The sequence below is a fragment of the Rhodococcus sp. PD04 genome (assembly GCF_035918275.1).
In the GTDB taxonomy this organism is placed as follows: domain Bacteria; phylum Actinomycetota; class Actinomycetes; order Mycobacteriales; family Mycobacteriaceae; genus Rhodococcus; species Rhodococcus rhodochrous.
Genome location: NZ_CP142143.1, coordinates 2,199,843 through 2,214,156 on the forward strand (window position 1 = coordinate 2,199,843; position 14,314 = coordinate 2,214,156).

Consider the following 14,314-nt stretch of genomic DNA (forward strand, 5'->3'; position numbering starts at 1 on the left):
ACACGGACGGGGTCGGAAGACCACGCACAGCGACACGGAGGATTTCCGATGAGCAGAGCGGTTCGGATCGACACGGCGGTTCCGGTGGGTACGGCGGGAGAGGGCGCTGTGGCCCGAACCGGTGCCTTCGTCCGGACGAGCACGGCAGGGCGAACCGTCGCGAGCCCGCCCGGAGCAGGTGCCCCCGGGGCTGCGGCGTATCGCATCCGGCCGATCGCGACGTCGACGCTGCACCATCGCACCCGTGTCCCGGTTCGCGCGAGAGCGCGCGTCGCTGCGTCCTCGCGCGAATATCGCGAATATGTCGCCGCACCCTCGCGCGAACCCCTGCACCGCCGCTCGGAGATCACTCCGCGCAGCCGCAGGCCTGCCGAGGGGACGAGTCGGCGGCAGATGGCCGCGACGCTGCTCCTCACCGCGCTCGCGACGACGATGCTCCTCGTGCTCGCCCACATGCGCACCGACGAGGTGATCTCGCAGAGCGCCGGCACCACGGTCACGGTCGTGCGCGAGGGGGAGAGCCTGGAGGCGTTGGCCGCTCGCGTGTGGCCCGATGCTCCGATCGACGTCACGGTGGCGAGGACCGCCGACCTCAACTCGCTCGACGGTACGGCCGTGCAGGCCGGAAGCCGTCTCCTCGTGCCGGATTCCACCCGGGGATGAGGACGTCGTGGCCCTGCCCGACCCGCGATCCGCGCCCGAACCGGACAGGCGGGTATTGTCTAACACTGTCAGTCACACCACTCCGTGTGGTTGCGGCGGTGTCGGCCCACTCGCGGGTGGAGACGGTTCCGGTCGGGAGACATTGCTTCGGCGCCGACGTCGCGACCCGCACGGGCACGACGAAGGAACCGACATGTACTGCCCGTATTGCCGCCACCCCGATTCCCGGGTGGTCGATTCGCGTGAGGCAGACGAGGGTGCCGCGATCCGTCGTCGGCGGGCGTGTCCCGAATGTGGGCGCCGCTTCACCACAGTCGAAACGGCCGTGCTGTCCGTCGTCAAGCGCAGCGGCGTGACCGAGCCCTTCAGCCGCGAGAAGGTCGTGCGTGGCGTGGCCCGCGCCTGCCAGGGACGCGATGTCGACAACGATGCGCTCAACAAACTCGCGCAGCAGGTCGAGGACGCGGTACGGGCGAAGGGATCACCCGAGGTTCCGAGCCACGAGGTGGGGCTGGCGATCCTCGGACCCCTACGCGACCTCGACGAGGTCGCCTATCTGCGATTCGCCTCGGTCTACCGTTCCTTCAGTTCCGCAGAGGATTTCGAACGCGAGATCCAGGAACTGCGCGAGCACAAGAAGTCCCGCTCGGTCGAGACCGACTGAGCGGCCCGGTCGAAGCCGACCCGCACGCCGGCCGGTCCGGTCGCTACCGGATCCCGTCGATCGCCTTCAGGACGCGCTTCTCCGACACCGGGACCCGCGTTCCGAGACCCTGCGCGAACAGGCTCACGCGCAGTTCCTCGATCATCCAGTAGATCTCGACCACCTCGGGTGCGGCACGCCGTTCCTCCGGCAGTCGCGCGAGCAACTTGTCGTAGGCGCCGTAGACGCGATCGAGCACATCCATTCCCGCAGCGTCACGATGCGCGCTCGCCGGCAGCGCCTCGAGGCGTTGCGTGGCCGCGGCGAGATAGCGCGGCAGGTCGGCGATCCGCCGCGACCCCAGATCGGTGACGAAACCGGGGAACAGCAACGACTGCAGTTGTTCGCGTACGTCGTCGGCCGCCTCGCCGTTCGACCGATCGAGGAGCACACCCACCTCGTGAGCGTGGGACAGTACGGGCACAACCGCTTTCAGCAGGCGGGCGACTCGTCCCGGCAGATGGGAGCGCACCGTGGCCGCGAGCGCCTCGAACTCTTCGGGCGTGCGCACGGGTGCGCCGTGTGCGGCGATGAGTTCGTCCACCGCGCAGGCACGGCAGTCCTCGATCAACGCCTCGAACGAGCCGTCCGGATTCCGTCCGAGCGCGAGGCGCTCCATGTTGGTCAGCCCCGAGGTCACGGCCTTCGCCTTCGTCGGTGCCGACGAGAGCAGCAGGGCGCGCAGCCCTTGCCGTGTCGCGTTCTGCTGGGCCTGCGGTGTGCTGAGCACGCGCACCGCGACGCCGTCCTTCTCCGCGACGAGGGCGGGATAACCGGTGACCTTCCGGCCGCCGACCTCGCGGGTGACGGTCTCCGGCAGGTTCCCGAGGGTCTCGGCCGTCCACACCACCGCCGCGGGACGCTCGGTGCCCGCCGCGGCGCGTGAGACCTCCGCTTCGACCCGCGGAGCCAACTTCTTCCGCAGCGCCGCCAGGCTCTTGCTGCGGCCGAGCACGGTACCGCGCTCGTCGACCGCGGCGAAGGTCATCCGCAGATGGTCGGGCAACGCCCCGGGATCGAAGTCCGAGGGTTCGATCGTGCACCGTCCGAGCCGGGACAGTTCGCGGGCCATCGCGTTGACGAGCGGTTCGGAGCGGGGCGTCACCGACGCGAGCGCGGCCGCCGCGAAATCCGGAGCCGGGACGACCTGTCTCCGAAGATGTTTCGGCAGGGTCTTGATGAGGGCCGTGACCAGCTCGGTCCGCATCCCGGGTACCAGCCAGTCGAAACCGACGGACTTGAGGTTCGCGAGCAGCGCGACGGGGACGCGGGCGGTGACACCGTCCTCCTCCGTGCCCGGCTCGAACTGGTAGGTGAGGGGGAACTGGATCTCACCCTGGCGCCACGCATCCGGGTAGTCGCCTTCGAGCACCGACGCGGCGTCCTGGTTCACCACGGTGTCGGGCGTGAACGTCAGCAGGTCGGGTTGTTGCCTCCGGGTCTTCTTCCACCACGTGTCGAAGTGCCGGGCCGAGATCGCTTCCGGGCCGACCCGCTGGTCGTAGAAGTCGAACAGGGTCTCGTCGTCGACGACGATGTCGCGGCGGCGCGCACGGTGTTCGAGTTCCTCGACGTCCTCGAGCAGCGCCCGGTTGTCGTGGAAGAACTTGTGCTGCGTGCGCCATTCGCCCTGCACGAGGGCATGGCGGATGAACAGTTCGCGCGAGACCTCCGGATCGATCCGTCCGTACGGCACGGGACGCTGGGCGACCAGGGGGATGCCGTAGAGCGTGACGCGTTCGTAGGCCATCGCCGATTCGCGGCGCGTGGACCAGTGCGGCTCCGAGTAGGTGCGCTTGACCAGGTGCGGGGCGAGCTTCTCGACCCACTCGGGTTCGATGCGCGCAGCCGTCCGGGCCCACAGCCGTGAGGTCTCCACGAGTTCGGCCGCCATCACCCAGCGCGGTGGCTTCTTGAACAGCGACGACCCCGGGAAGATCGCGAACCGCGCGCCGCGGGCACCGAGGAAGTCGCGCTTGTCGCCCTCGCGAAGACCGATGTGCGACAGCAGACCTGCGAGCATCGACTTGTGGACGTCGTCGGGGTTCACGTCGCGATGGTGCGTCTGCCAGCCCATGTCGACGGTGATCTGACGCAGCTGCCCCTGTAGGTCCTGCCACTCGCGGATCCGCAGCCAGTGCAGGAACTCGTCGCGGCACAACCTGCGGAACCTGCTCGACGACAGTTCCCGCCGTTGTTCCTTCAGGTAGTCCCACAGCCGCAGGAAGGCCAGGAAGTCCGAGCCCTCGACCGCGAACCGCGCGTGCTTCTCGTCGGCGGCCTGCTGGAACTCGGTCGGGCGCTCGCGCACGTCCTGGATCGACAGGGCCGCGACGATGATGAGGACCTCGCGCAGGCATCCGTTGCGGTGGCCCTCGACGATCATCCGGGCCATGCGCGGATCGACGGGCAGCCGGGCGATCTCGCGGCCCGTCGCGGTCAGGCGCGGCGTCCCGCCCTTCTTCGCGGGTTCGAGCGCGCCGAGTTCCTCGAGCAGAGCGATGCCGTCGCGGATCGCGCGGGGATCCGGTGCCTCCACGAACGGGAACGCCTCGATGTCGCCGAGACCGAGCGCCGTCATCTGCAGCACGACCGACGCAAGGTTGGTGCGCAGGATCTCGGGTTCGGTGAATTCCGGCCGACCGTCGAAGTCGTCCTCCGAGTACAGCCGGATGCAGATACCGTCGGCGACGCGACCGCACCGTCCGGCACGCTGACGCGCCGAGGCCTGCGAGATCGGCTCGATCGGCAGTCGCTGCACCTTCGTCCGCACCGAATACCGCGAAATGCGGGCGGTGCCGGGGTCGACGACGTAGCGGATGCCGGGAACCGTCAGGGACGTCTCGGCGACGTTGGTGGACAACACGACCCGCCGGCCCGTGTGCGGTGCGAAGACCCGGTGCTGTTCGGCCGCCGACAGGCGTCCGTAGAGCGGGAGGATCTCGGTGTTGCGCAGCTTGCGGTCGCGCAGTGCGTCGGTGGTGTCGCGGATCTCGCGCTCGCCGGAGAGGAAGACCAGGATGTCGCCGTCACCCTCGCGCTGGAGTTCCTCGACGGCCTCGCACACCGCGTCGACGGGATCGCGGTCGACGAGCGTGTCGCCTACCTCGACGGTCAGCGGGCGGTAACGCACCTCGACGGGGTAGGTGCGGCCGGAGACCTCGACGATGGGCGCGGGCGTGCCGTTCGCGTCGGCGAAGTGGCGCGCGAAACGTTCGGGGTCGATCGTCGCCGAGGTGATGATCACCTTCAGGTCGGGGCGACGCGGAAGCAGCTGCGCGAGGTAGCCGAGCAGGAAATCGATGTTGAGGCTGCGCTCGTGCGCCTCGTCGATGATGAGCGTGTCGTACTGACGCAGCAGCCGGTCGCGCTGGATCTCGGCGAGGAGGATGCCGTCGGTCATCAGCTTGACGAGTGTCGACTCGGTGACCTGATCGTTGAAGCGCACCGTGTACCCGACGGTGTCGCCGAGCTCGGTGCCCAGTTCCTCCGCGAGTCGCTCGGCGACGGCCCGTGCGGCGATACGGCGCGGCTGGGTGTGGCCGATCAGGCCGCGAACCCCGCGCCCGAGTTCGAGACAGATCTTCGGGATCTGCGTCGTCTTGCCCGAACCGGTCTCACCGGCGACCACCACGACCTGGTGGTCGCGGATCGCGGCGGCGATGTCGTCCTTGCGCTGCGAGACCGGCAGATCCTCGGGATAGCGGATCTGCGGGACCGACGACGCGCGGGACGCGAGCCGGGTGCGAGCGGTCTCGATCTCGGCGGCGACCTTGGTCAGCGCCTCGCTGCCCCGCGCCCGGTCGAGCCTGCGACGGAGGCGGTTCTCGTCGCGGAGGGAGACCTCGGACAGGGCGGCGCGCAGTTCGCGACGATTCGGGGCGGGGGAGATGGACATGCTGATCACACAGCCTAGCGAAACGGCCCGGTCGGGGCCGGTCGGGGAGGGCAGGCTCCGGTGGTCAGCCCGCCGAGACGCGTACCCGGCCGATCACCTCACCGAAGATCTCCCGGTACGGGGCATGGACCGTGAAGTGGGTGAACCCGTAGCGCTCCCGGCTGCGCAGGATCTGCCCGGCCATCTCGTCGACCGTGCCGATCAGCACGAACGGCGAGTCGAGCAGATCGTCGGCGTCGATCGTGTGCTCGAACCGCTCGGCGAGCGCGGCGGCGGTGCCCGCCCGGTCGTCGGTCTCGACGACCGCCTGGAGCAGGGTGTGCCACTCGATGTCGTCGACCCGGTCGCCGGCCCGCGCCCGCGCGAACGCGACACGGTCGTCGGCCTCGGTCGCGGTGGCGATGCGGAACGTCCCCGGTGGCTTCCCCGGCAGCTGGACGGCGCCCGCGACGCTCACGATGTCGGCGTGGGCGGCGGCGACGGCGAGGATCCGGTCGCCGGTGCCTCCGACGATCAGGGGCGGGCCGTAGCCGCCGAATCCGCGCCGCTGCACCGGACGGAGCACGGGCAGGTCGAACGCTTCGCGCAGCGCCGCCTGCTCGTCGAAACCGGGCCCGGTGAACGATCGCTGCAGTTCCTGCACGGTGGATTCGAGTCGCTGGGCTCGTTCGTCGAAGCGTTCCCATTCGATCCCGGCCGCCTCGAACTCCCATCTCATGTGGCCTGCGCCGAGGCCGACCTCGAGCCGCCCGCCGGTGAGCAGATCGGTGGTCGCGATCTCGCGAGCGAGCAGTGCCGGACTCCAGAAACCGGCGTTGAGCACCATCGTGCCGACCCGCATGCGCTCGGTGGCGCCGGCGGCGGCGACCAGGACGGGGAACGGTGCAGGGACACCGAGGTGGTCGGCCGCGTACACCGCGTCGAAGCCGGCGTCCTCCACGGCGCGGCACCAGCGAGCGAACCCGTCGGGGGACCCGACCTCGAAGATGTTGACGGAGAAGCGGAACTCGGTCATGGCTCCCAGGGTGGTGGGTTCGGGCCTCCGGCGCCAGAGTCGTTTCCTCCGCATACGATGACGGGTGTCGTGATCGTCGTGGACGGGAGTTGGTCGTGGGTGCGTTGTGGCACGGATTCGCCGATATGGGCGCGATCGAACGGGACGGCGCATTCGTCGTGTCGCGCGGGGAAGGCGCCTACATCTGGGACGACGCCGGCAACCGTTATCTCGATGCCACCGCCGGACTGTGGTTCACCAATGTCGGTCACGGCCGTACCGAGATCGGCGAGGCGATCGCAGCGCAGGTCGCGAAGCTCGCCCACTATTCGAACTTCGGCGACCTGACCTCCGAGCCCGCGGTCGAACTCGCCGAGCGTCTCGCGGGGATCGCCCCGGTCCCCGGCAGCAAGATCTTCTTCACTTCGGGTGGATCCGACTCCGTAGACTCGGCGGCCAAGCTCGCGCGGCGTTACTGGCAGGAGGTCGGCAAGCCCGGCAAGCGGCTGCTGGTCTCGCGTGAGAAGGCGTACCACGGCATGCACGTCGGTGGCACCTCGCTCGCCGGTATCCCCGTCAACGGGGAGGGCTACGGCCGCCTGTGGGAGGACACCGCGCGGGTTGCCTGGGACGACGCCAAGGCGCTGCTCGAACTCATCGATTCGGTCGGTGCCGACTCCATCGCGGCCTTCTTCTGCGAACCCGTCATCGGTGCGGGCGGGGTGTACCTGCCGCCGGACGGCTATCTCGCCGAGATCCGCGACATCTGCCGCGACCACGACATCCTGTTCGTCGTCGACGAGGTCGTCACCGGTTTCGGTCGTATCGGTGGTTCGTGGTTCGCGTCGTCACGATTCGACCTGGCTCCCGACATGGTCACCACCGCCAAGGGACTCACCTCCGGCTACCTGCCGATGGGCGCCCTGTTCGTCGCTCCGCGCGTCGCCGAACCGTTCTTCGCCGGAGACGTGTGGTGGCGCCACGGTTACACCTACGGTGGGCACGCCGCTGCTGCGGCGGCCGCGCTCGCCAACCTCGACATCATCGAGCGCGAGGATCTGCTCACCGAGGCGGCGCGGATCGAACGGACTCTGCACGACAAGCTCGCTCCGCTGGCGGATCATCCGCGGGTGGCCGAGGTGCGCAGCGGTCTCGGTGCGGTGGCGGCCGTGCAGCTCGCCGATCCGTCCGAAGCTCTCGGTTTCGTCAAAACCCTGCGACAGCACGGGATCTCGGGACGCGCGGCCGGTCAGGGCGCGATGCAGATCTCCCCGTCGTTCGTGATGACCGACGAGCAGATCACCGATCTCGCCGACGGAATCGCCGCAGCACTCGGCTGATCCGTTCCTTCGGCCCGATCGGTACCTCGGCGAGGGGGAGTTCGGCGCTGCCGTCGCGTGCGGCGAGCGAACGGGCATAGCGCTCGTGCAGCACCGAACGCACCTCGTCGGGGCTGTAGTTCCGTCGCTGTCGCTCGTTGCGGGCGGCGACAGCACCGGTCGCCGCGACTCCCACGATCCCGGCGAGTCCGACGAGCTTCCACCACTTGCCACCGCGCAGTGCCATGGGGACGACCCTAGCGGCCGTCGGGGCCATGGGGACGACCCCAGCGGTCCGTCGGGGTCATGGGGACGACCACAGCGGCCGTCGGGCATGGCAGGCTGACGGCATGGACACTTCGTCGGCAGATCGGTCCGCCGGTGCGCGTTCGCGTCTCACCCTCGACGAGGCCGTGGCGACGACCCGCACGGGGGACCTGTGGATCTTCCGCGGCGCCGCCCCGGCCGACCGAGCGATCCAGACGCTGACCAACGCACCGGTCAACCACGTGGGGATGACGGTCGCGCTCGAGGACCTGCCGCCGCTGATGTGGCACGCCGAGCTCGGACGCAGTCTCCCGGACATGTGGACCGGGCGGCACCAGCGCGGCGTGCAGTTGCACGACCTGCGCAGCGCGGTGCAGGTGTGGGCCGCGCGTTACGGCCAGCGCGGTTGGCTGCGGCAGATCTCGGTGGCGGTCACCCCGGACCAGGAGGACCAGCTGCTGCGCACGATCGCGCGGCTCGACGGCACACCGTTCCCGTCGACGACGAAACTCACGGGGCGATGGTTCGCGGGCCGGCTCCCGCGCCGTCGCCGAGCTGCAGTCCCGTCCGGTGGGCTCGAGAGCGCGTACTGCGCCGAGGTGGTGGGGTTGACGCTGGAGGAGATGGGGTTGCTGCGGCAACGGCACCGGGGGAGCAACTGGTACGACCCCGGCCGGTTCTGGAGCGGCGACCGGCTGCCGCTCGCTCCCGGGGTGGAGTTCGGTGGCGAGATCGAGGTCGTGCTCGACGAGGACGACCTGGCTGCCGGAAGAGCGGCGGGCTCGGCGTCGTAGGACCTGGCAGTCGGCGCAGCGAGCGCCCCGTCTCGTGGTCGACGCACGACCGTCCGATAGTTGCGAAAGGTAAAGGCGATAGGTCGCACTACACTGATAGGCGTGACCGATCAGAGCTACCAGCCCACCCTCTCGCAGCTGCGTGCCTTCGTCGCGGTGGCCACCTACCGCCACTTCGGCACGGCAGCAGCGCGACTCGAGGTCAGCCAGCCCACCCTGTCCCAGGGCCTGGCGGCTCTCGAGAACGGCCTCGGCGTCCAGCTCATCGAGCGGAGCACCCGCCGCGTGCTCGTGACACCGGTGGGAGCGCGCCTGCTTCCCTACGCGGAGGTGGTACTCGACGCCGCCGACGGCTTCGTCGACGCGGCCGCAGGCGTGTCCGACGGACTCTCGGGCCCGCTGCGGGTGGGCCTGATCCCCACCGTCGCGCCCTACGTCCTGCCCGAGATCCTGCCCGCACTCGACCGGGCGATGCCGGCGCTGTCGCTGCAGGTCGTCGAGGACCAGACCGCGCGTCTCCTCGACGCACTGCGCGCCGGAACCCTCGACGTCGCCGTCCTCGCCCTCCCCGCAGACGTCTCGGGTGTCATCGAAGTGCCGCTGTACGACGAGGATTTCGTCCTCGTCCTACCGACCGGACACGAACTCGCCGGGCGCACCGACCTCTCGGTCTCCGCACTCGACGACGCACAGCTGCTCCTGCTCGACGAAGGTCACTGCCTGCGCGACCAGACACTCGACCTGTGCCGGTCCGTCGACGCGCGACCGGCACTCGGCGACACCCGTGCGACCTCCCTGTCCACCGTGGTGCGCTGCGTCGCAGGACGATTGGGCATCACCCTCGTCCCGGCCTCCGCGGTCGCCGTCGAAACTGCCCGGGGAGACCTCGAGGTCGCGCACTTCGCGGACCCGGCACCCGGCCGCCGGATCGGGCTGGTGTTCCGCTCGTCGTCCCCACGCGGAGTCGACTACCGCATCCTCGCCGACACGATCCGCGGCTGCGTCCCGCCGACCTGCCGCCCCGTCTCCTGACGAAGACCCCGATCAGCGCCGACCGCGGCAGTGTCGATCAACGCTTACCGCGGCAGTGTCGATCAACGCTTACCGCGGCGGTATCGATCAGCGCTTACCGCGCCGGGGCTTCCCGGGGCGCTTCCGCGCGGACGTCCCCGCCCGGCGGGACGTCTTGGGCTCGGGCGCGCGGCGCTTCGGGGTCGAGCCCTTGCGTTCGCCACGACGCGAGGTGCCGCCCGACTCGGCGTCCGGCTCGGAATCGCTGCGGCGGCCACGGGAACTGTTGGCCGTCCGTCCCCGGACGATGCCCACGAACTCGTCGACGTGATCGGTGGTCCGGTCGGTGACCCACACGAGACCCACCTGGGACGCGGGCGCGTCGACGACGGGACGGTAGGTCAGGTCGCGGCGGTGGTGCAGGCGGGCGAGCGACTGCGGCGTGACGAGTACACCCACCTCCGAGGCGACGTGCGAGATCGCGTCCTCGGTGGTCGCGGGCCGCTCGAAGGCCTCCTCACCGGGGAGGGCGACCCAGTCGAGCACGTCGTCGAGCGGATGCAGCACCGTCTCGTCGGCGAGGTCGGACACCGACACCTCGTCGACCGCCGCGAACACGTGCTCCTTGGGCACCACCACGACGGAGACCTCGGTGTAGAGCGGGATGACCGACAGGCCGTCCCGCTGCAACGGCAGGCGCAGCAGCGCGATGTCGGCGACGTCCTCGCGAAGCGGATCCGCACCGGCCGTGGGATCGACGGGGACCAGTTCGATCGGGACGTCCGGCATCCGCTCGTTCCACACCCGCACCCACTTCGCGGGGGTGACACCCGGGACGTAGGCCAAGCGGAAGGGTTGCACGGTCGGTTCGCTCACCGAGTCAGGCTACCGCTCCCGAGGTCCGCCGCCTACGACGATCAGCCCTCGACGATCTCGAACTCGTCGAACACCACTTCACCGGCCGCATCGGACTCGCCGAGGTTCACCTCGCCGATCAACGCCCAGCCGTGATCGCCCTGCGGATCGTGCAGGGTCTGACGCACCCGCCACAACTCGGGACCCATCTCGACGGTGAACAGCAGCGGTCCACGCGCGTCGGGGCCGGTGCCGATCTCGTCGTACTCGTCGAAGTACAGCTCGAGCAGGTCCTCCCAGTCCTCGGCGTCGAGACCGTCGCCGAGGGCCGCGAGTTCGTCCCAGCGTCGACGCGAGGCCAGTTCGACCCGCTTGAACATCGCGTTGCGGACCATGACCTTGAACGCGCGGACATTCGCGGACAACGGGCGAGGGGAGTCGACGCCGAACGCGATCTGCTGGTCGTCGGATTCCACCCCGGGATGGGTGAGGGACTCCCACTCGTCGAGCAACGACGAGTCGACCTGCCGGATCAGCTCGCCGAGCCACTCGATGATGTCCTCGAGTTCCTCCGTGCGCGCGGCGTCCGGCACCGTCTGCCGCAGCGCGCGGTAGGCGTCGGCGAGATAGCGCAGGACCAGCCCCTCGGAGCGGGCCAGGCCGTAGTGCGAGACCATCTCGGAGAAGGTCATGCTGCGCTCGATCATGTCGCGCACCACCGACTTCGGGGACAGGGGGAACTCCGACACCCAGGGATGCCCACCCCGGTACGTCTCGAAGGCCGGCTCGAGCAACTCCACGAGCGGCTTGGGCCAGGTGATCTCCTCGAGCAGTTCCATCCGCTCGTCGTACTCGATGCCGTCGGCCTTCATCTGCGCGACGGCCTCACCGCGTGCGGCATGCTGCTGCGCCATGAGCACCTGACGGGGATCGTCGAGCGTCGACTCGATGACCGACACCACATCGAGTGCGTAGGTGGGGGAGTCGACGTCGAGCAGTTCGATCGCTGCGAGGGCGAACGGCGACAGCGGCTGGTTGAGCGCGAAGTCGCGTTGCAGGTCGACGGTGAGGCGGGCCCGGCGCCCGAACTCGTCGGGCTCGTCGAGTTGCTGCACCACACCCGCCTGGAGCAGGCCCCGGTACAGCGAGATCGCCTTGAGGATGTGCTTGCGCTGCGCCGGACGGGGTTCGTGGTTGTCCTCGAGCAGGTGCCGCATCGCGTCGAAGCAGTTGCCCGGTCGCGCAATGACGTTGAGCAGCATCGAGTTGCTCACCGAGAAGCGTGACTGCAGCGGTTCGGGCGAAGCCGCGATCAGCTTGTCGAAGGTGCCCTCACCCCACGAGACGAACCCTTCGGGAGCCTTCTTGCGCTGCACCTTCCGGCGCTTCTTCGGGTCGTCCCCGGCCTTGGCGAGCGCCCGGACGTTCTCGATCTCGTGCTCGGGGGCCTGCACGACGACCGTGCCCATCGTGTCGTATCCCGCGCGGCCTGCGCGACCGGCGATCTGGTGGAACTCGCGCGCCTTGAGCTGCCGGGTGCGGGTGCCGTCGAACTTCGTCAGGCCCGTGAGCAACACGGTGCGGATCGGCACGTTGATGCCGACGCCGAGCGTGTCGGTGCCGCAGATGACCTTCAGGAGCCCGTCCTGCGCGAGCTTCTCGATCAGGCGCCGGTACTTCGGCAGCATGCCCGCGTGGTGCACACCGATACCGTGCCGGACGAGACGCGAGAGGGTCTTGCCGAAGCCGGTGGAGAACCGGAAGTCGCCCAGCGCGGTGGCGATCGCCTCCTTCTCGGCCTTCGTGCACATGTTCACGCTGGTCAGGGCCTGGGCGCGCTCGAGGGCCGCCGCCTGGGTGAAGTGCACGACGTAGACGGGCGCCTGATGCGTGGTGACGAGTTCTTCGATCGCTTCACCGATGGGTGCCTGCGAGTACGAGAAGGTCAGCGGGACGGGGCGTTCGGAGCCCGAGACCTCCATCGTCGGCCGTCCGGTGCGGCGGGTCAGATCCTTCTGCAGGAAGGTCACGTCGCCGAGCGTCGCGGACATGAGCAGGAACTGCGCGTGCGGCAACTCGATGAGCGGAACCTGCCACGCCCACCCGCGGTCGGGTTCGGAGTAGAAGTGGAACTCGTCCATCACGACCTGGCCGATGTCGGAGTCCGGTCCTTCGCGCAACGCGAGATTCGCGACGATCTCCGCGGTCGCGCAGATGATCGGCGCTCCGGCGTTGACCGATGCGTCGCCGGTCATCATGCCGACCTTGTCGGCACCGAAGACGTCGCACAGGGCGAAGAACTTCTCGCTCACGAGCGCCTTGATCGGGGCGGTGTAGAAGGTGCGCTTCCCGGCAGCGAGCGCGAAGAAGTGCGCGCCGAGCGCCACCATCGACTTTCCCGAGCCGGTGGGCGTGGCGAGGATGACGTTGGAGCCGGCGACGAGCTCCATGAGCGCTTCCTCCTGCGCCGGATACAGCGAGATGCCCCGATCCGTCGTCCAGGTGGTGAACGCGTCGAACAGCGCGTCGTCGTCGACGGGGTCGGGTATCAGATCGGGAAGCAGCACTTCTCCAGGCTAGTCGGAAGGACCCGACCCACCGGAGCGGGTCGCGTGGCCCTGCGTGTAGTGCAGGTCAGGTGGCGCTGCGCTCGTCCGAACCCATCGCGCCGAGCACCGCCATGCGGGTCTCCGGGCCACCGGAGATCTGCGACTCGCTCACACCCGACACGAGGAGCCGACGCCAGCGGTCGAGGTCGAACTCCAGGGGAGCGGTGGTCTCCAGGAAGTTCTCGACCACCCGCAGGAAGCGCATCGGGTCGTCGCGGAACGGGAAGTGGCCGGAGCCCCGGAAGACCTCGAGACGTGAACCGGGCATGGCCGAATGCGCGAGATAGCCGTGGGCGATGGGGATGACACTGTCGTGATCGCCCCAGATGAGCTGGACGGGAAGGTTCTCCGTCAGATAACAGCGGTCGAGCATGGTCACCACCTGACCGCGCCAGTCGACCACCGCACGCAGCGTACGCAGATACGCTTCGTAGGCCGTGGGGTCGGGGAGGTTCCCCAGTACGCGCACCAGATCCGAGGTGTCGTGCAGCAGGGCACCGGGCCGCAGCGGTGATCCGTTGACCCGGTTCAGTACCGCGCCGGCAGCGCGCAGGACGGGCATCGCCCCGGGCAGCCGCAGGACCCGCAGCGCTTCGCTGACGATCGGCACCGAGATCAGGCGCAGGGCGGGATGAACGTCCTTGGTGACCCCGCCGGAGGCGACGAGCACGAGACGCTCGACCATGTGGGGGAACTGGTAGGCGAACTGCATCGCCACCCCGCCGCCGAGGGAATGGCCGATCACCGTGACCGATTCGATCCCGAGGACCGACAGCAGGTCGCGCATGCCGTTCGCGTAGGCGGCCACCGAGTAGTCGGCCCGCGGCTTGTCGGAGCGACCGTGCCCGAGCAGGTCGGGAGCGATCACGGTGTACTTCTCCGCCAGGTGCGGGATCACGTCCTGCCAGGTCGACGAGTCGTCACCGATGCCGTGTACGAGCAGCAGTGCGGGACCGCTGCCGGCCATGCGGAATGCGCGTCGGTAACCGTGGATCGTGCGGAACACGATGCGGGGTTCGTTGTCCGGAACCGGGCGGAGCGTCCGGGCGCGCGGTGGAACCATGAGCGTCTCCTGCGACGTCGGTGATCGCGTGGTGGTAGCCGGGCTGCCCGACCCGTCGCCGGGAATCGGACACGACTACCACTGTGGCATGCCGCCGAAGCGTACCGCCTGTATGTGACGTCGACAACGACGATTGTG

Annotated in this window: 11 protein-coding genes; 5 read left to right on the forward strand and 6 right to left on the reverse strand. The window is 69.3% G+C overall.

All coding sequences use genetic code 11. The features are described from left to right. The first annotated feature begins 48 nt into the window (after positions 1–48). Together U9J23_RS10160 and nrdR are read left to right on the forward strand one after the other, a co-directional pair. On the forward strand, positions 49–663 hold the full coding sequence (locus U9J23_RS10160; RefSeq protein ID WP_228524897.1) for a LysM peptidoglycan-binding domain-containing protein: 615 nt from the start codon (positions 49–51) through the stop codon (positions 661–663). 193 nt (positions 664–856) lie between these two features. After that, positions 857–1,327 carry a transcriptional regulator NrdR gene (gene nrdR, locus U9J23_RS10165; RefSeq protein WP_106199973.1) on the forward strand — a complete coding sequence of 157 codons (471 nt, stop codon included), beginning with the start codon at positions 857–859 and terminating at the stop codon, positions 1,325–1,327. Between the two features lie 43 nt (positions 1,328–1,370). Here nrdR and hrpA read toward each other — a convergent pair whose 3' ends face one another. Then, on the reverse strand, positions 1,371–5,264 hold the full coding sequence (gene hrpA, locus U9J23_RS10170; protein WP_326602891.1) for an ATP-dependent RNA helicase HrpA: 3,894 nt from the start codon (positions 5,262–5,264) through the stop codon (positions 1,371–1,373). Between the two features lie 64 nt (positions 5,265–5,328). Then, entirely contained in the window at positions 5,329–6,279 is a 951-nt protein-coding gene (locus U9J23_RS10175) for a TIGR03621 family F420-dependent LLM class oxidoreductase (RefSeq protein WP_326602558.1), read from the reverse strand. Between the two features lie 125 nt (positions 6,280–6,404). Between U9J23_RS10175 and U9J23_RS10180 the strand changes: the two genes are divergently transcribed. After that, positions 6,405–7,598 (forward strand): aminotransferase family protein, encoded by a 1,194-nt coding sequence (locus tag U9J23_RS10180; protein WP_059381492.1) that lies wholly within the window; start codon positions 6,405–6,407, stop codon positions 7,596–7,598. On the opposite strand, the gene U9J23_RS10185 is transcribed toward U9J23_RS10180, so the two are convergent. After that, positions 7,558–7,824, reverse strand: a complete 267-nt coding sequence (locus tag U9J23_RS10185; RefSeq protein WP_006551320.1) for a hypothetical protein — start codon at positions 7,822–7,824, stop codon at positions 7,558–7,560. The two genes, U9J23_RS10180 and U9J23_RS10185, sit on opposite strands and share 41 nt — an antisense overlap. 103 nt (positions 7,825–7,927) lie before the next feature. Here U9J23_RS10185 and U9J23_RS10190 point away from each other — a divergent pair, with 103 nt between their 5' ends. Both U9J23_RS10190 and U9J23_RS10195 read left to right on the forward strand, forming a co-directional pair. Continuing rightward, positions 7,928–8,638 (forward strand): hypothetical protein, encoded by a 711-nt coding sequence (locus U9J23_RS10190; RefSeq protein ID WP_059381267.1) that lies wholly within the window; start codon positions 7,928–7,930, stop codon positions 8,636–8,638. A 102-nt stretch (positions 8,639–8,740) separates the two neighbouring features. Further along, positions 8,741–9,670, forward strand: a complete 930-nt coding sequence (locus tag U9J23_RS10195) for a hydrogen peroxide-inducible genes activator (protein WP_059381268.1) — start codon at positions 8,741–8,743, stop codon at positions 9,668–9,670. Between the two features lie 87 nt (positions 9,671–9,757). On the opposite strand, the gene U9J23_RS10200 is transcribed toward U9J23_RS10195, so the two are convergent. The 3 genes from U9J23_RS10200 to U9J23_RS10210 all read right to left on the reverse strand — a co-directional run bounded on the left by U9J23_RS10200 (position 9,758) and on the right by U9J23_RS10210 (position 14,176). Next, positions 9,758–10,525: a LysR family substrate-binding domain-containing protein gene (locus U9J23_RS10200; protein ID WP_059381269.1), complete on the reverse strand. Its 768-nt coding sequence runs from the start codon at positions 10,523–10,525 to the stop codon at positions 9,758–9,760. A gap of 41 nt (positions 10,526–10,566) precedes the next feature. After that, positions 10,567–13,071, reverse strand: coding sequence for a DEAD/DEAH box helicase (locus U9J23_RS10205; protein WP_059381270.1), 2,505 nt, complete (start codon positions 13,069–13,071; stop codon positions 10,567–10,569). 67 nt (positions 13,072–13,138) lie between these two features. Then, positions 13,139–14,176 carry an alpha/beta fold hydrolase gene (locus tag U9J23_RS10210; RefSeq protein WP_059381271.1) on the reverse strand — a complete coding sequence of 346 codons (1,038 nt, stop codon included), beginning with the start codon at positions 14,174–14,176 and terminating at the stop codon, positions 13,139–13,141. Between the last annotated feature and the right edge of the window lie 138 nt (positions 14,177–14,314).